The 17670-nt window shown below is 71.6% G+C and carries 14 protein-coding genes; 10 read left to right on the top strand and 4 right to left on the bottom strand.

Annotation, left to right across the window (positions count from 1 at the left end; genetic code table 11):
* Position 1 precedes the first annotated feature (1 nt).
* Positions 2–1504 (top strand): polysaccharide deacetylase family protein, encoded by a 1503-nt coding sequence (locus AC59HU_RS12205; RefSeq protein ID WP_497223700.1) that lies wholly within the window; start codon positions 2–4, stop codon positions 1502–1504.
* The gene (locus tag AC59HU_RS12200; RefSeq protein WP_497223699.1) at positions 1501–2343 is read left to right on the top strand and encodes a hypothetical protein; all 843 of its coding nucleotides are present in this window, start codon (positions 1501–1503) and stop codon (positions 2341–2343) included. Before AC59HU_RS12205 ends, AC59HU_RS12200 begins: the two co-directional genes overlap by 4 nt.
* Before the next feature lie 15 nt (positions 2344–2358).
* Here AC59HU_RS12200 and AC59HU_RS12195 read toward each other — a convergent pair whose 3' ends face one another.
* The 3 genes from AC59HU_RS12195 to aceA form a co-directional block, all read right to left on the bottom strand.
* Positions 2359–3954, bottom strand: coding sequence for a cation:proton antiporter (locus tag AC59HU_RS12195; protein ID WP_497223698.1), 1596 nt, complete (start codon positions 3952–3954; stop codon positions 2359–2361).
* A gap of 98 nt (positions 3955–4052) precedes the next feature.
* Complete coding sequence (gene aceB, locus AC59HU_RS12190; protein ID WP_497223697.1) at positions 4053–5717, bottom strand: malate synthase A; 1665 nt, start codon at positions 5715–5717, stop codon at positions 4053–4055.
* A 20-nt stretch (positions 5718–5737) separates the two neighbouring features.
* Positions 5738–7102 carry an isocitrate lyase gene (gene aceA, locus AC59HU_RS12185; protein WP_497223696.1) on the bottom strand — a complete coding sequence of 455 codons (1365 nt, stop codon included), beginning with the start codon at positions 7100–7102 and terminating at the stop codon, positions 5738–5740.
* 184 nt (positions 7103–7286) lie between these two features.
* On the opposite strand from aceA, the gene AC59HU_RS12180 reads away from it, so the two are divergent.
* The 8 genes from AC59HU_RS12180 (at position 7287) to AC59HU_RS12145 (ending at position 14400) form a co-directional block, all read left to right on the top strand.
* Entirely contained in the window at positions 7287–8720 is a 1434-nt protein-coding gene (locus AC59HU_RS12180; protein WP_497223695.1) for a helix-turn-helix domain-containing protein, read from the top strand.
* A gap of 143 nt (positions 8721–8863) precedes the next feature.
* Positions 8864–9721: a hypothetical protein gene (locus AC59HU_RS12175; RefSeq protein ID WP_497223694.1), complete on the top strand. Its 858-nt coding sequence runs from the start codon at positions 8864–8866 to the stop codon at positions 9719–9721.
* Positions 9718–10338 (top strand): hypothetical protein, encoded by a 621-nt coding sequence (locus AC59HU_RS12170; RefSeq protein WP_497223693.1) that lies wholly within the window; start codon positions 9718–9720, stop codon positions 10336–10338. Before AC59HU_RS12175 ends, AC59HU_RS12170 begins: the two co-directional genes overlap by 4 nt.
* A gap of 107 nt (positions 10339–10445) precedes the next feature.
* Positions 10446–10568, top strand: coding sequence for a type B 50S ribosomal protein L36 (gene ykgO, locus AC59HU_RS12165; RefSeq protein ID WP_066043286.1), 123 nt, complete (start codon positions 10446–10448; stop codon positions 10566–10568).
* A complete protein-coding gene (locus AC59HU_RS12160; protein ID WP_497223692.1) occupies positions 10565–11620 on the top strand; it encodes a FecCD family ABC transporter permease in 1056 nt (351 codons plus the stop codon). Before ykgO ends, AC59HU_RS12160 begins: the two co-directional genes overlap by 4 nt.
* A gap of 136 nt (positions 11621–11756) precedes the next feature.
* Positions 11757–12770 (top strand): ABC transporter substrate-binding protein, encoded by a 1014-nt coding sequence (locus AC59HU_RS12155; RefSeq protein ID WP_497223691.1) that lies wholly within the window; start codon positions 11757–11759, stop codon positions 12768–12770.
* A 14-nt stretch (positions 12771–12784) separates the two neighbouring features.
* Entirely contained in the window at positions 12785–13603 is an 819-nt protein-coding gene (locus AC59HU_RS12150) for an ABC transporter ATP-binding protein (protein WP_497223690.1), read from the top strand.
* Entirely contained in the window at positions 13600–14400 is an 801-nt protein-coding gene (locus AC59HU_RS12145) for a class I SAM-dependent methyltransferase (RefSeq protein ID WP_497223689.1), read from the top strand. The genes AC59HU_RS12150 and AC59HU_RS12145 overlap by 4 nt, the downstream gene beginning before the upstream one ends.
* Positions 14401–14456: 56 nt before the next feature.
* Here the strand turns inward: AC59HU_RS12145 and AC59HU_RS12140 are convergent, their stop codons facing one another.
* Positions 14457–17411, bottom strand: coding sequence for a GH32 C-terminal domain-containing protein (locus AC59HU_RS12140; RefSeq protein ID WP_497223929.1), 2955 nt, complete (start codon positions 17409–17411; stop codon positions 14457–14459).
* Positions 17412–17670 lie beyond the last annotated feature (259 nt).

Below are 17670 nucleotides of genomic sequence, written 5' to 3'. Positions count from 1 at the left end.
CATGACCCGGACGACGATGTCCCCCCGTGCCCTCCTCGCCCGGGTGGCGGTGGCGGCGCTGACCGCGACCGCCGCCCTGAGCGGGCCCGTGCTCTCGAGCACGGTGCCCGCCTCGGCCGCCCCGGCCGCCGCGCTCAAGCCCCAGACCGTGATCAGCCTCACCTTCGACGACGGCAACGCGAATCAACAGGCGGCCGCCGACCTGATGAACGCCAAGGGGATGAAGGGCACCTTCTACATCGTCTCCGGGTTCGTCGGGGCTTCCGGGTACTTCACCCGCGCGAACCTCGACGCCCTCAAGGCGGCCGGGCACGAGATCGGCGGGCACACCGTGAACCACCCCGACCTCGCGACCCTCCCCGCCGCGGAGGTCAGCCGCCAGATCTGCAACGACCGCAGCACGCTGATGAGCTGGGGCTTCACCGTCACGAGCTTCGCCTACCCGTTCGCCAGCAGTGTGCCCGCCAACGAGACCGCGGCCAAGAACTGCGGGTACAACAGCGCCCGGATGCTCGGCGACCTCCGCACCCGCTTCGGCTGCACCGACTGCGGATACACCGAGTCGATCCCGCCCTCGAAGCCGTACTACCTCAAAGCCCTCGACCAGGTCGACACCACCTGGACCCTGGCCGACCTCAAGGCCTCGGTCACCAACGCCGAGAAGACAGGCGGCTGGGTGCCGTTCACCTTCCACAACGTCTGCGCCTCCGGCTGCGACCTCAACGTCACGCCGACCGTGTTCGGCCAGTTCCTCACCTGGCTGGCCCCGAGAGCCCAGACGAACAACACGGTGGTGAAGACGGTCGGCCAGGTCGTCGGAGGCCCGGCCAAGCCCGCGGTCGCCGGGCCCGTGACGGCACCGGCCGGCCCCGGCGTGAACGCCGTGGTCAACCCCGGCCTCGAGACGGCGGGCGCGAACGGGATGCCCAGCTGCTGGATGACCGGCGGCTACGGCTCGAACACCCCCGTCATCACCACCACAGCCCCGGCCCGCACCGGGAACGTCGCCGGCTACGTCACCGTGTCGAACTACGTCGACGGCGACGCGAAGCTGCTGCCCGCCTTCGACCTCGGCGCCTGCACCCCGACGGTCGTCACCGGGCACACGTACTCGATGCGGGCCTGGTACACCTCGACCGTGCCGACCCAGTTCGCGATCTACCTGCGCACGACGGCGGGCGTCTGGCAGTACTGGACCTCGAGTCCCTGGTTCGCCGCGAACCCGGTGTTCTCGGAGGCCGCGTTCACGACCCCGGCCATCCCGGCCGGTTACACCGGGATCAGCTTCGGCCTGAACGTCTTCGCCAACGGCACCCTCGAGACCGACGACTACTCGCTCTACGACTCGGTCGGGGCGCCCGCGGCCACGGTGGCGGCACTGCCCGCCCCGGCGGTCGCACCGAAGGTGTCCGGGCCGGTCGAGGTGCACATGAACAGCGGGACGGATGCCCCGAACGGCACGACGGACGACCTCGTGCCCCCCTCGACCGGAGCGGCCGGATGACCCGACGCCGGCCGCTCCCTGGACAGCCCCGCCGGTCCCCCCTCCGGCGGGGCCTCGCCGCCGCGGCCGTGCTCGGGCTGGCGGGCGGTGCGCTGGCCGCGTGTTCGTCGTTCCCGATCTGCTTCGGCCTCGCCGGCTGCTCGGGCACCGTCAACACGCCGACGACCTCGCCCGGCTCCCCCGCCGGCGGGCGCTACCCCGAGCACACCGGCATCGTCGCGACCACCTTCTGGGTGGGCGAGATCTTCGATCCCTCCGCCAGCGACGGCAGCCAGGTGCTCTCGACCTTCGACTCGCTCTGGCAGGAGCACTATGGCGGGTGCGACGGCACGATCACCGGCGGCGGATGCGAGACCGAGCCCCGCACGGCCGCGAACGACTACTTCCCGCTCGGGATCACCCCGCTGGAGAACCCGTTCTACCTCGACCTGCCCTTCGACGACATCAACGACGCCGGCGCCTTCGCCCGCCGCGACACCGTCGTGCCGTGGGCCGGCGAGGAGCCCTACGTCTCGCATCAGGGCGACAACGGCTTCAGCTACCTGAAGAACCGCTGGGTCGCGATCAGCTACGCCGGCGCCACCTGCTACGCGCAGATCGAGGATGCGGGGCCGGGCGAGTACGACGACGCCGAGTACGTCTTCGGCGCGGACGACGCCCGGCCGCTGAACTCCCGGTACGGCGGAGCGGGCATGGACGTCTCGCCCGCGGTCGTCGGCTGCCTCGGCTTCGAGGAGCTGAACGGCGAGCAGGCCGGGGTGTCGTGGCGGTTCGTCGACGACGGCGACGTGCCGGCGGGCCCCTGGACCAGGGTGATCACCACCAGCCAGGTGCGGTGAGGCGCTCGCCCCGCGCTATTCCGTCCGCGGCCGGCCCAGGTTGAGCTCGGTCTCTTCGACGTCGATCTTCGCGAGCACGGACTTGACCGCGCGCTCCTGGTAGCGGCCCTCCGCCCGCGCGGCGAGCACGGCCTCGCGCTCGGCCGCGATCATGATGCGGCGCAACCGCGCATAGCTCTTGTACGGGGGTTCGGAGCCCTCCGGTCCGGGGTTCTCCAGCGCGTCGCTCAAGAACTGGGCGTTGATCCGCAGCCGGTCGACGACCCGCTGGTCGACCGCATCCGTCACCTCGTTCTCGAGCTTGGCGAGCCCGACGTTCTGCGCCTCGGCCATCAGCAGGTGCACCTCGGTCTGCTCCTGCGAGAAGTCGGGCGGGGGCAGCTTCAGCCGGCGGATGACGAAGGGCAGGAGCGCACCGCCGAGCAGCGTGCCCACCACGACCACGAAGGCGAGGAACTGCAGGAACGCCCGGCCCGGGGTCTCCTCCGGCAGCAGGAAGACCGCGGCGAGGGTCACGACCCCGCGGATGCCGGCGAAGGAGACCGCGATGCCGTTGCGCCAGCTCCAGCCGCGGTTGCGGAGCCACTGCGGCCCGAACCGGTAGATCGAGGTGGTCAGCATCATCCAGGCGAAGCGGGAGAGGAAGATCGCGAGCAGGATGACGACGCAGATCACGATGGTCTGCCCGATGCTCTCGCCGCCGATCATGATGCTCTGCAGGATCGAGAACAGACTCAGCCCGATGAACAGGAACACCGCGTTCTCGAGCAGGAACTGGATCGTGCGCCAGTTGAGCGACTCGGCGATGCGCGCCTCGGCGGTCTGGATGACGGGGGCCCGGAAGCCGAGGTAGAGGCCGGCCACGACGACGGCCAGCACGCCGGAGCCGTGCAGCAGCTGCGCGGGGATGAAGGCCACGAAGGGCGTGATCAGCGACAGGCTCGTGTCGAGCACCGGCGAGTGCAGGCGCTTCCGGATCATCGCCTGCACGAAGCCGACGACGAACCCGAACCCGACGCCCACGACGATCGCGACGAAGAACTCGAGGATGATGTCCCACGGGGTCAGCGGCACCGCACCCGGGTCGGAGGCCCCGACGATGGCCGCGATCGCGGCGTTCAGCGCCACCAGGGCGGTGGCGTCGTTCAGCAGGCTCTCGCCCTCGAGCACCGTCACCAGCCGCCGGGGCAGTTTCAGCCGGCCGGCGATCGCGGTGACCGCCACCGCATCCGTCGGCGCGACGACCGCGCCGAAGGCGAAGGCGGCGGCGAGCGAGATCGCGGGCACGATCAGCCACGCCGTGAGCCCGACCGAGACCACGGTGAAGGCGACGAGCCCCACCGAGAGCAGCAGGATGCCGTCGCGCCGGGCCCGGACGTCGGCGAAGGAGGTGCGGATCGCCGCGGCGTAGAGCAGGGGCGGCAGCAGGCCGAAGAGGATGAGGTCGGGCTGCACCGAGATCGGCGGGACCCCCGGGATGAACGACACCACTGCGCCCACGACGACCAGCACGATCGGAGCCGAGATGCCGGCACGACCGGCGAGCCCGGAGACGGCGACGGTGACCGCCACGAACGAGACGATCCACACGATGGTTCCGACCGGGTCCATGGAGACCATTATGGCGATCCCGGACCCGGTCGGCCCACTCGAAGGTGACCCCCCTGGGGCCCGGCCGTCAGGCGGCCAGCCCCTCGCGGGCCCGACCGTCAGGCGGCCAGCCCCTCGCGGGCCCGGCTGCGGCGGCTCACGTCGTCGGCGAGGTAGTGGGCATAGGCCGGGATCGTCAGGAAGGTCGGGAACTCCTCCTCCAGCGCGACCCGCCGCAGCACGTCCTCGGCCTCGTCGAAGCGGTCGGCGAGCGACCGGTGGGGCAGCCCGAGCAGCACCTCGTGCAGCACCTCGCCGACGTGCTCGCGGGTGATCCTCGTGCCCTCCTCCGTGACCACGCCGAGGTGGATCCACTGCCAGAGCTGCGAGCGGGTGATCTCGGCGGTGGCCGCGTCCTCCATCAGCCCGTCGATCGCCGCGGCCCCGGTGCCGCGCAGCCAGCTCTCGAGGTAGCGGAGCGCGACCGACACGTTCGACCGCACTCCCGCATCCGTCACCGTACGGTCGACGCCGGTGAGGTCGGCGAGGTCGGCCGCGGAGACCTCGACCTCGGGTCGGAGCCGCTCGAGCTGGTTCGGGCGGCCGCCCAGCACCGCGTCGAACTCGGCCCGGGCGGTCGGGATGAGATCAGGATGCGCGACCCAGGTGCCGTCGAACCCGTCACCGGCCTCGCGCCGCTTGTCGTCGGCGACCTTCGCGAGCGCCCTCTCGGTGGCCTCGGGGTCGCGCCGGTTCGGGATGAAGGCGCTCATGCCCCCGATGGCATATGCGCCCCGCTCGTGGCAGGTCTGGACGAGGAGGTCGGTGTACGACCGGAGGAACGGCAGCGTCATCGCGATGCGGTCACGGTCCGGAAGCAGGTAGCCGGCGCCGCGCTCACGGAAGGTCTTGATCAGGCTGAAGACGTAGTCCCACCGGCCCGCGTTCAGCCCCGCGGCGTGGTCGCGGAGTTCGTAGAGGATCTCGTCCATCTCGTACGCGGCCGTGATCGTCTCGATCAGCACGGTCGCGCGGATGGTGCCGTGCGGAAGGCGGAGGGCGTTCTCGGAGAAGGTGAAGACGTCGTCCCAGAGCCGGGCCTCCTGGTGGTTCTCGATCTTCGGCAGGTAGAAGTACGGTCCGCGGCCGGCCTCGATCAAGGCGCGGGCGTTGTGCACGAGGTAGAGCCCGAAGTCGACGAGGCTCGCGCTCGCGGCCCGGGTCGACCCGGCCCGGTCGGTGTACCGCAGGTGCTTCTCGACCAGGTGCCAGCCGCGGGGGCGGAGAATGATCGTCGGCTGCTGCTCGGCCGGCGCGGTCACGCGGTACTGCCGGCCCTCCTCGCTCGTGAACGAGAGCCGCCCGCGGATCGCGTCGTGGAGCGCCAGCTGGCCGCCGATCACGTTCGTCCAGGTGGGGCTCGTCGCATCCTCGAGGTCGGCGAGCCAGGCGTTCGCGCCGGAGTTGAGCGCGTTGATCGTCATCTTCGGATCGGTGGGCCCGGTGATCTCGACCCGGCGGTCCTCCAGGCCCGGTCCGGCGCCGGCGACCTGCCAGGTCGGGTCGTCGCGGACCGCAGCGGTCTCGGGGAGGAAGCGGAGGTCGCGGCCGTTCTCGACGGCCTTGCGGTTGAGCATCCGGTCGTTCAGCCGCTCCTGCCGCCGGCCCGCGAACTGGTCGTGCAGGCGGGTGAGGAAGCGGAGGGCCTCGGGGGTGAGGATCTCGTCGAAGCGCTCGTCGAGCTCGGCGTGGACGGTGATCTTCGTGGCGGTGGAGCTGGTCATGGTCGATTTCCTTCCGGGGTTCAGTGGAACTGCTCGGACTCGGTCGACCCGACGAGCGCGAGGGTGGCGCTCGTCGGGTTCAGGGCCGTGGCGATCCGGTCGAAGTAGCCGGTGCCCACCTCACGCTGGTGTCTCGTGGCGGTGTAGCCGTCGGCCTCGGAGGCGAATTCGGCCTCCTGCAGCTCGACGTACGCGGTCATGTGACGCTCGCCGTAGCCGCGGGCGAGCGTGTACATGGAGTGGTTCAGGGCATGGAAGCCCGCGAGGGTGATGAACTGGAAGACGTAGCCCATCGCGGCCAGGTCGCTCTGGAAGGTGGCGATCTGCGCATCCGTCAGCTTCGCCTTCCAGTTGAAGCTCGGGGAGCAGTTGTAGGCCAGCAGCTTGCCAGGGTGCTCGGCATGAACCGCCTCCGCGAACCGGCGCGCTAGCTCGATGTCCGGCTCGGCCGACTCGACCCAGAGCAGGTCGGCGTAGGGCGCGTAGGCGAGGCCGCGGGCGATCACGGTGTCGAGTCCGGGGGTGGTGCCGTAGAAGCCCTCCGGGGTGCGGGTGCCGTCGAGGAACGGCCGGTCGCGCTCGTCGACGTCGCTCGTGATGAGGGTGGCCGCGAGCGAGTCGGTGCGGGCGATGACGATCGTGGGAACCCCGGCGACGTCGGCCGCGAGCCGGGCGGCGTTCAGGGTGCGGATGTGCTGGCCGGTCGGGATGAGCACCTTGCCGCCCATGTGCCCGCACTTCTTCTCGCTGGCCAGCTGGTCCTCCCAGTGCACGCCGGCCGCGCCGGCCTGGATCATCGACCGCATCAGCTCGTAGGCGTTGAGCGGGCCGCCGAAGCCGGCCTCCGCATCCGCGACGATGGGGGCGAGCCAGTCCACGGCCCCTCCGGCTGACGCCGGTCCCCGCCCGGCGTGCGCTCTCGGATCCGCCGACGCGGTCGCCGGATCCGAGCCGGCCCCGACCTTTTCGGCGAACTCGATCTGGTCGGCGCGCAGCAGCGCGTTGTTGATGCGGCGCACGACCGCCGGCACCGAGTTCGCCGGGTAGAGGCTCTGGTCGGGGTAGGTCTGGCCGCTGAGGTTGGCGTCGGCGGCGACCTGCCAGCCCGAGAGGTAGATCGCCTTGAGACCGGCGCGCACCTGCTGCACGGCCTGGTTGCCGGTCAGGGCGCCGAGGGCCGGCACCCACTCCTCGGTGTGGAGCAACTGCCAGAGACGGTCGGCGCCACGGCGGGCGAGGGTCGCGTCCTCGGCGACCCGCCCCCGCAGCGCGATGACGTCGGCGGCGGTGTAGTCGCGCTGGATGCCGTTCCAGCGGGCGTCGGTCTTCCAGCTCCGCTCGAGGTCGGCGGCGGTCTCGGTCTGGTCTCCCGGTCGAGTGGTCATCTCGGTGCTCCCTGCTGACGGATGGTCGAATTCCTGCTTGGGTTCGACTATCCGGGCCCTCAAGGCCGCCTTCACCCGGAATCCCGGCAGAATTTCTCGTCTTCTTCTGTTTTCTCGAAGATCCGGAGGTGAGAGCATGTCCTGCATGGCGACGGCGCTGGGGCTTCGGGATGACGATGGTGGAATGATCGACGCTCTCACCATCGGCAGGCGCATCCGCCAGCTGCGCACCGACCGCGGGCTGACGCTCGACGACCTCGGCAGCGCGATCGGGCGCGCGGCCTCGCAGGTCTCGGTGATCGAGAACGGCAAGCGCGAGCTCAAGCTCGGCGAGCTGCAGCGCTTCGCGACGGTGTTCGAGGTGCCGGTCGACACCCTGCTCTCGGCCGAGGCGCCCTCGCGGCGCGCGGCCCTGGAGATCGCGCTCGAGCGGGTGCAGCGCGGCCCCGTGTTCGCCTCGCTCGGCCTGCCGCCCCTGCCTCTGCGCAAGTCGCTGAGCGACGACGCGATCGAGACGATCCTGAGCCTGCACCGCGAGCTCGAACGCATCCACGGCGAGCGCGCCGCCACGCCCGAGGAGGCCCGCCGCGCGAACACCTCGCTGCGTCGAGCGATGCGGGAGCGCCACAACTACTTCGCCGATCTCGAGCAGACCGCGAAAGGCTTGCACGCGGCCGTGGGTCACACCGGCGGCCCGCTCTCCCAGCGGGTGGCCTCCGACCTGGCGTCGCACCTCGGCTTCACGCTGCACTACGTCGGCGATCTGCCCGGGTCGACCCGCTCGGTCACCGACCTCCGCAACGGCCGCATCTACGTGCCGCTGGGCCAGTCGCCGGATGCGGACCCGCGGTCGGTGGTGCTGCAGGCGCTCGCCTCGCACGTGCTGCAGCTCGGCGAGCCGGCCGACTACGCCGAGTTCCTGCAGCAGCGGGTGCGGACGAACTATCTCGCGGCGGCCCTCCTCATCCCCGAGAAGGGGGCCGTCGACATCCTCTCGGCGGCGAAGGATGCACGCGAGCTGTCGGTCGAAGACCTGCGCGACGCGTTCGGCGTCAGCTACGAGACGGCGGCGCACCGCTTCACGAACCTCGCCACCGAGCACCTCGGCATCCCGGTGCACTTCCTGAAGGTGCACGAGTCGGGCACGATCTCGAAGGCCTACGAGAACGACAGCGTGCAGTTCCCGACCGATGCGCTGGGCGCGGTCGAGGGACAGACGGTGTGCCGCTTCTGGAGCGCGCGCCGCGTGTTCGACGTGGAGGACCGGTTCAGCCCGTACCACCAGTACACCGACAAACCGGCGGGCACCTACTGGTGCACCTCGCGCATCCAGCCCTCGTCGCGCGGGCAGTTCTCGGTCTCGGTGGGCACCTCGTTCGCGCACGCGAAGTGGTTCCGCGGGCGCGACACGGCGAACCGCTTCGCCTCGGGATGCCCGGACGAGTCGTGCTGCCGACGCCCGCCGACCGGGCTCGCCGCGCGCTGGTCGGGGCACGCCTATCCGTCGGCGCGGCTGAACTCGTCGCTGCACGCGGCGATGCCGACGTCGGGGTTCACCGGCGTCGACACCACCGAGGTCTTCGAGTTCCTGGAGCGGCACGCCCCGGTGGAGCCCTGAGCGGCCCCCCGACTTAGGCGATGGGGAGGACTCCCCATCGCACTTGCCGACAGGCGTCGATAGGTTCGGTCAGTGTTCCGGTGCGACCGGACGGATCGGGGGACGACGTGAGTGGACCAGGGACGAGAAGACGGACGACCGGGGTGCCCGGCGCCGCCCAGCCGGTGTTCGGGGCGCTGGCGACCGGCGCGCTGGTGCTGGGGCTGGCCGGCTGTGCGGATGCGGGCGACGCGTCCGACCGCGCTCGCTACGACGCGATGCTCGAGGTCGAGAAGGTGCCCGGTGTCCTCGTCGCACCCTACGACTACTACGTGCAGGTCGACCCGGCGGCTCCGGAGGACGAGATCGTGACGACCGTGCTGGCCGTTCGCGACATCCTGACCGGGCTCGGGGAGAACCGGCCGAAGGAGATCGACGCCGTCGCGGTCTACCCGGGCGATGCGACGGTGACGACCGAGTTCACCACCGCCTACGACGACCAGGAGCGGTTCGCGCGGGACGCCCGCATCTGGGCGGGCCTGCTCGACGAGGGATTCACGGAGGTCAGGTACAACGTGTTCGACGAACCGGGCGACGGGGTGCTTAACGTGCATTCCGGCGAGCCGGGCGCGCCCGGCCCCACGGTGAGCGAGGCGTTCGACGCGATGGTGGTCGCGCTCGGCGACGACGTGGACTCGTTCACGGGGCTGCAGACCGAGGCGCTGGTCGACACCATGCTGGTGACGAACCGGTCGGGCCGACCCGCTCTGCCCGAGGGCTGGGGCGATGCCCTCGACGAGATCCGCGCACTGCCCTACCTCCAAAAGTCGGGGGCACGGTTCGATCCCGATTCGACCGCGGTGCGGCTGACGGCGGCCGACGCCGCCGGCGTCACCCCCGAGCAGTCCGCCGAGATCCTGGCGATCCTCTCCGCAGCGGGTGTGCTCCAGCCTTCGGTCAGCGTGACCGTCAGCACCGGTGACGACGATGCTCCGGTGGCGCTGTACGGAGTGGCGCCGTGAGGCGGCGGCTGGTGGCGGTCGCCGCCGTGGCCGTGCTGCTGCTCACCGGATGCACGGAGCGCTACGACTCGCCCGACGACCGCTCGCACGCGGTCGGGGACGCGGTCGCCGAGAAGCTGCGCGACATCGAGCCGCCCGTGGGCGACGTGGACGCGCGGGGCAGCTTCGACGGAATCACGGTGGAGGCCCGACTCGACGACAGGTCCGCCGCCGAGACCCGCGCCTTCATCGAGGCGGCGCTGCCTGTCGTCGCGGAGTCGCCCCTCGGGGCGATGCCGATCCGGATGATCCTGCAGCACGACGCCGCCGCGGGATCGGGCTCGGGCCCGGGGTCGGGAACCCTCGAGTGGCAGGGCTACGACCCGGCCCGGGCCGAGCGGTACTACGCGGCCGTGGAGCTGTGGCTGGAGGTGCTGGCCGATCCCGGTGTGAAAGTGAAGGAGAAGTTCGAGGTGCGGGCGGCCGCCGTCTACGGCGCGATCGAGGTGCTCGACGGTCGCGACCCGGGCGCCTACCGCGCCGAGCTCGACGCCGCACTCGCGCAGGCGGGCTACGTCGACCCGCCGCTCACGGTCACCTCCGCGCCGGCTTCGGGAGCGGTGCCGAGCGGGACGTGACGTGCAACGCGACCTGCCGCGTCGGGCGTCGGATCGCTGGTGAGTGTGGTCGTCATGGTGCGCTACTGTACTTGAGAATCGTTCTCAACAACAGCTAGGAGCCTCTCATGAAGGTCAGGAACTCACTGAAGTCGATGAAGAAGATGCCGGGGTCGCAGGTCGTGCGGCGCCGTGGCCGCGTGTTCGTGATCAACAAGCTCAACCCCCGTTTCAAGGCCCGTCAGGGGTGACCGCCGACCTCGTCGGGTCGATCCGGAGGACCCGGCGCCGCGCACGGGTCGTCGTGGCGGTCCTGCTGGCGGCGGCGGGCGCGGCGACACTCGCCGCGCTCGCCATCGGGCCCGTCCCGATCGCCCCGGCCACGGTGGCCGGAGTGCTGGGCGACCGGATCCTCGGCACCGGCCACGGCGACTGGTCCGAGTCGGCGGAGCAGATCGTATGGGCGACGAGGGCTCCGCGCGTGGCGATGGCCCTCGTCGCCGGCGCCGTGCTCGCGGTGGCAGGGGCGATGCTCCAGGCGCTGGTCCGCAACACCCTCGCCGACCCGTACCTGCTCGGGCTCAACTCGGGCGCCTCCACCGGCGTCGCCCTCGTGGTGCTGGCGGCGGGCGGAGGCGGAGCGCTCCTGTTCTCCGGCGCGGCCCTGGCGGGCGCCATCGGCGCGGTGCTGCTCGTTCTGCTCCTCGCCGGCGTCGCGCACCGCCGGGGTCCGTTCCGGCTGGTGCTCGCGGGACTCGCCGTGGGCTACGCCCTGAACGCGGCGACCAGCTTCCTGGTGTTCTCCAGCGACTCCCCCGAGGCCGCCCGTTCGGTGCTGTTCTGGCTCCTCGGCTCGCTCGCCTCGGTGCAGCCCCTCGCCCTGGCCGCGGCCGCCGTGGCCGGCGTGATCGGGATCGGCGCCCTGATCGTCCTCGCGCCCCTCACCGACGCCCTGGCCTCCGGCGACGACTCGGCCCGATCGGCCGGGATGGACCCCGAGCGCACCCGGATCGGACTGATGGTCGGCGTGTCGGCGATGGTCGGCGTGACGGTCGCCGCGGTCGGCGGAGTGGGCTTCGTCGGCCTGGTCGTGCCCCACCTCGCCCGCCGACTGGTGGGAGGCCGTCATCGCGCGGTGCTGCCGGTGTCGGCACTCCTCGGCGCCATCCTGCTGCTCGCCTCCGACACGGTGGCCCGCACCGCCTTCGCTCCCCAGGAGATCCCGGTCGGTGTGATCACCGGGGTCGTCGGCGCCCCGTTCCTCCTCGTCCTCCTCCGTCACGACGCGGCCTCGCGGTCGTGATCCCGGTCCAGCCGCGGCAGAGCTCCGTGCGCCGGCCCCCGCACCACTGACCCGTCCCGAACCTCCCGACAAGCCCGAACTCCCCGGCTAACCCGAACGCCCCGACAAGCCCGAACCCCGACTAGAGAGAAGACCCATGAGAAGACCCCCCTCCCGCCTGACCGCCCCGGCGGCACTGGCCGTCTCGGCACTCGCGCTGGCCGCACTGACCGCGTGCACCTCAGCGACCGGCCCGGACGCCGGCAGCGGATCCGGTTCGGCCGCCGCCTCCTTCCCCGTCACGATCGACAACTGCGGCACGGAGGTGACGCTCTCCGGCCCCGCGGAGCGGATCGTGCTGGTGAACAACGACGAACTGCCCAACCTCGAGGCGCTGGGCGCGGTCGACCGGATCGTCGCGGTCACCTCTCCCCTCCAGCCCGGCCTCTACGACGACGCGACCTACCGCTCGCTCCAGCAGCTCTCGCCGCTCTCGACCGACACGAACGCGACCGGAGGCTCCGTGGTGTCGCAGGAGAGCATCCTCGGCGCCGAGCCCGACCTGGTGATCGCGCCGGAGAACGCCGTCGACCGCGAGGCGCTCGCCGCGAGCGGCATCGCCGTGTACTCGCCCACCGCCTACTGCAGCGACCCCGGTCCCGAGCTCAGCGAGACCGCCACCTTCGACCGCGTCTGGACGGAGCTCCGCTCCCTCGGGACGGTGCTGGGCGAGAGCGATGCAGCCGAACGGGTCGTGGCGGAGGCCGAGGCGACCGTCAGCGCACCCGCCCCGGATGCCGGCACCGCCGCCGCCCTGTACGTCTCGTCCGGGGGGAGCGTGCTCTCGCCGTACGGCGGCCCGAGCATGGTGACCCCGGTCTTCGCGGCAGCCGGGCTGACCAACGTCTACGGCGACTCCGGCGAGCGGGTCTTCGACGCCAACGTCGAGGACGTCATCTCCCGGGATCCCGCCACCGTCGTACTTCTCTACTCCAGCGGCGACCCGCAGGACACGATCGACGCGTTCCTCAGCGCGCCCGGCGTCTCCGGGCTCTCCGCGGTGCGGAACGGCCGCGTGGTCGCACTCGAGTTCCCCTACACGGACCCGCCGAGCATCCTCTCGGTGAAGGGGCCCGAGAGGCTCGCCGGACTGCTCAGCGGTCTCGGATGATCCAGGCGGATGCCGTGACCGTCCGGCGGAACGGCCGCGTCCTGCTCGAGGACGTCTCCGTCACCGTGCCGACGGGCTCGGTGACGGGCATCGTCGGGCCCAACGGGAGCGGGAAGACCACGCTGCTGCGCACGCTGGTCCGCGCCGTCCCGCTGTCGACGGGCCGCGTCCGCGTCGACGGCCACGACATCCGCACCCGGTCACGCCGATGGATCGCCCGGCGGATGGCGGAGGTCGGCCAGCGCCTCGAGCCCGACCCGGCCCTCCGCGTGATCGACGAGGTCGCGCTGGGCGGTCTCGCCGAGCACGGTGTCCTCCGCTCCGGCGCCGCACGGCGGGATCGCCGCACCGCTGAGGCGGTCGAGGCCGTGGGGCTCTCCCACCGCGCCCTCGATCCGCTCGCCACCCTCTCCGGCGGCGAGTTGCAGCGGGTGGCCCTCGCTCGGGCGATCAATCAGGGAGCCGATCACGTGCTGCTGGATGAGCCCACCAACCACCTCGACATCCGGCACCGTCTCGAGATCGTCGCGCTCCTGCGCCTGATCGCCCCGACGGTCGTGGTCGTCCTGCACGACCTCGAACTCGCCGCCGAGGTGTGCGACCACCTCGTCGTGCTCCACCGGGGGCACATCGCCGGATGCGGCGCACCCGCCGATCTCCTCGGCCCCGACCTCCTCGACCCCGTCTACGAAGTCGCCAGCCGCCGGCTGCCCGATCCGTCCGGGCGGGTGCGACTGGACTTCACCCTCCCTCCCGACGTACGACGACCGCCGACCCGGCCGCCCTCGTCACGCATCCCCACCACCACCCCGCTCACGAAGGAGCACCGATGACCGAATCCACCACCCTCGCCGACGCCCGGATGCTGCAGGCGCGTTGGGACGCCCAGCAGACCGGCTACATCCGCCACCGGGCCGAACGTTCCGACACCATCGCGCGGGTCGTCGCCGCCGTGTGCGGAGACCGCGACCGGCCGCGCATCCTCGACCTCGCCGGCGGCACGGGCTCGCTCGCCGCCCGGGTGCTGAGCGCGGTGCCGCACGGTCGCGCCGTCGTCGCCGACAAGGATCCGGCGCTGCTCGCGATCGCCGCGGACCTCGCCGAGGCCGACCCACGCCTCTCGGTCGTCGAGCTCGATCTCGGGGCCGGCGGCTGGGCCGGGCATCCAGTCCTCCGGGAGGAGCCCTTCGACGCCGTGATCTCCTCGACCGCGCTGCACTGGCTGCAGCCAGCCGAGCTCGTCGACGTCTATCGGGCACTCCCGGGCCTCCTCCGTCCCGGTGGCATCCTGCTGAACGGCGACCACCTCGCGTACGACGAGCACCAGGCGGCGACCCTCGCCCGGATCTCACGCGACGACGACAGCGCGATGCAGGAGGCGACCTTCGCCGGCGGCGCCGACACCTGGGACCAGTGGTGGTCCGCGGTCGCCGATGCTCCTCGTTACGCGGATGCGCTCCGCCGACGCGAGGCGGTCTGGGGCGAGTCGCTCCACCAGGCGCCGCCGAAGGTGACCCTCGGGTTCCACCTCGAGGCGCTCCGCAGCGCCGGGTTCAGCGAGACCGGAACCGTCTGGCAGTACCTCGACGACCACGTCGTCTACGGGATCACTCCGGTTCCGGAGTCCTGAGGCCGGCGTCGATCGACGCCGGCCCCGAGGATGTCATCCGTGGCGACGCTCCGGTGTCACACGGGCGGCCGGGCCCCGCGGCGGCGCAGTCGGAGCACCAGCCCTCCGCCGAGCAGTGCGAGCGCCGCGGCGGCGACCCCCGCGATACCGCTCTGGCCGGTCGAAGCGAGGTTGCCCGCCGCTCCGGTCGAGCCTCCCGCGCCCGCGGTCGTGTCGCCCGCCGGGCCGGAGGTGGGCGTCGGCGTGGGCGCGCCGCTCACCGGCGGACCCGCGATGACGACCGTGGCGCTCGGCGACGAGACCGGCCCGTCACCGACGACGTTCGACGCGACGACGGTGAACGCGAGGGTCGAACCGGCCGCCAGACCGGTGACGACGCACGAGGTCGCCGTGGTGCGGCAGAGCACCGAACCGTCCTGCGCACCGCCGACGGCACGCACGGTGTAGCCCGTCACCGGCGACCCGCCGTCATCCACCGGCGCCGACCAGCTGACCGACGCCGTGCCCGCCTCGGTCGACTCCGCCGAGACGCCACCGGGCGCCCCCGGAGCCGTGAGCACGCGCTGAGGGTCGTACATCCCGCCGTACAGCGGGGTGACGGTCAGGCTCTCGATCTCGGCCGAGCCGCCGGTCGAGACCAGCGAGATGCCGGTCGACGACGGATCCGGGTAGATCTGGTCGCTGATCGTCGTCGTCCCGCCCTGCGCGAAGGCCTGCACCGAGGCGTTGTCGACGTAGACCTCGAGCCTCAGGCTCCCGTCGGCGTCCAGCGCCACCGGCGCCGACTCCACCGAGGCGAAGCTCGGGTTGAACGAGACGTCTCCCGAGGCGGTGCGATCGAGATCGAGCATTCCGGATGCGGTGTCGTAGACGAGCGGGGTGCCCTGCGTGCCGTCCGCCGACGTGCGCAGCGTGAGCCCGACGCGCGAGGCGGTGCCCGGCTTCAGCACGGCATCCACCCGGTAGACGGCGCCCACGTCACCGACGGGCAGCGCGGTCTCCCCCTCGGCGACCGGGCCCGCGGGCACGGTGACCGCGGCGAAGGGCTTCGACAGGCCGTCGACCTGGTCGACGACCTCGCTGACCAGCTTCGGCGACCCGTCGACGGTCTTCAGCGAGAGCTCCCGCGGCAGCGCCATCGCGCTCCGCCACTGCCCGGTGGGGATCTGGTTGGCGTAGTCCCAGTTGTTCAGCCAGGCCACCATGATCCGCTTGCCGTCGGGGGCGTTGTCGTAGGTCACCCCGGCGTAGTAGTCGCGGCCCCAGTCGAGCCAGTCGTACGACCGGATACGCGGCGTGGCCGGCTCGTCCGAGAACACGAACTGGTCGGCGAGGATGTGACCCCAGCGGGCCCGATTGTTGTCGACGACCGTGATGTGCGCGGTGCGACCGGCGAACTCCGACACGTCCCAGGAGTTCCAGTCGAGGGCCTCGCTGTTGTTGCCGGTGGTGCTGCGCACGACCTGCCCGTCGACGACGAGGTTCACCGTCGTCTCGCTGCTGCGCACGAGGGCCGGGGTGTCGGCCAGCACGACGTTGTCGAGGGTCATGTGCCCCCAGCCACCGGTCGCCTGATCGTTCACCCGGATGCTCGCCTGCTTGCCCCGGTAGGCCGAGACGTCCCAGCTCTTCCAGTTCAGCGCCCCGTCGTTCTCGCCCGAGGCGGTGTCGACCACGGCACCGTCGACGACGAGCTCGACCTGGAGGGTCTGGCCGCTCGCGGCGTCGCGCTTGCCGCCGCCGACGAGCATGCTGACGTAGTCCTTGTCGATCGTGAAGGCGCCCGAGGTCAGCGTGCCGGTGTTGTCGTCGCCGTTCGGCCCGCCCTCCCAGGTGTTGATCCGCTTGGCGCCGATCGCATAGTCCCCACCGTTGGTGGAGGGGTTGCGGGCCGCCGTGAAGTCTCCCGTCAGGGTCCAGCCGTGGTCGGCGAGGCTCTCGGTTCCCGGGTACTCGAAGCCGTCGAAGAGCAGTTCGCTGCCGGCGGGCGCCTCGTTGCCGAGCTGACCGCCCTCGATGTGCGGGTGGTTGCCGCCGCCCGCGAGGAAGTTGATGGTGCGCGACGAGACCGTGAAGTCGGGCGAGGTCATCGTTCCGATCGGCCAGTCGCCGTCGTTGAAGCCGTTGATCAGGCCTCCGCCGACCATGCCGGTGACCGTCTGCTGACCGTCGATCGCGCCTGCGGCGGGTGCGGCGCCGAAGGGCCCGTTCTTCCAATTGCCGGGTTCGTTGGCCACGGTCCAGCCGTCGTAGCTGCCGTCGTCGAAGCCGGCGAAGAGCTGCCCCGGGGGAACCGAGTCGTCCGAGCGGGTGGTGTCCGAGGTGAAGGTGGTGCCGTCGAAGTCGCCCACGAAGTACTGGCCGCCCGAGCCACCGGAGACACCGCCGGGGTTGAGGTTCACGACCATCACCCACTTGGTCTTCGCGGGGTCGCCGTCGACCGGCAGCGGGAACAGGTCGGGGCACTCCCACACGCCACCGGTGGCGTTGGCCGGGCCGAAGTCGCTGAGGTAGGTCCAGCTCTTCAGGTCGTCGGAACGGTACAGCAGCACGCGGTGCTCGGTGGCCTCGACGGTCACGACCACCCAGTACGAGGTCTCGGGCGTGCCGCCGTCGTACCAGAACATGTGCGGGTCACGGAAGTTGTTCGAGTCGCGGTCGAGCACCGGGTTGCCGGAGTACTTGGTCCAGGTCTGCCCGGCGTCGGTGCTGTAGGCCAGCGACTGGGCCTGCTTGCCCGTCTTGTAGGCCGAGGTGTACATCGCCACGAGCGGCGGGTTCTCGGCGGTGCCGAACCCGGAGGTGTTGTCGTGGTCGACCACGATCGAGCCCGAGAAGATGTCGGCGTCGGGGTCCTGCGGGATGGCCAGCGGCTGCTCGGTCCAGTGCACGAGATCGGGGCTGGTCGCGTGCCCCCAGCTCATGTTGCCCCAGATCGTGCCGAACGGGTTGTACTGGTAGAAGAGGTGGTAGACGCCCTCGTAGTAGACCAGGCCGTTGGGGTCGTTCATCCAGTTCTTCTCGGGGCTGTAGCCGAGGTACGGGCGGTAGGGCTCGGCCGGCGGCGCGACGTCTGCGGCGAGTGCGGGGGCGGCGGATGCGGCGGTCGCCGAGGTGAATGCGGAGCCTGCCGAGGCGGATGCGGCGGTCGCCGAATCGGATGCGGGGCTCGCCGAGGCGGGTGCCGCGGCGAGCAGCCCGGTGGCCGTGAGCACCGAGGCGACGACCACGGCGGCCGCCCTGGTCGTCGTCGCGGTACGCCGGCGACGG

This window comes from Herbiconiux sp. 320_LB (genome assembly GCF_059691755.1).
Note: the sequence above shows the minus strand (reverse complement) of the source record. Positions and strands in the feature narration are given on the sequence as shown.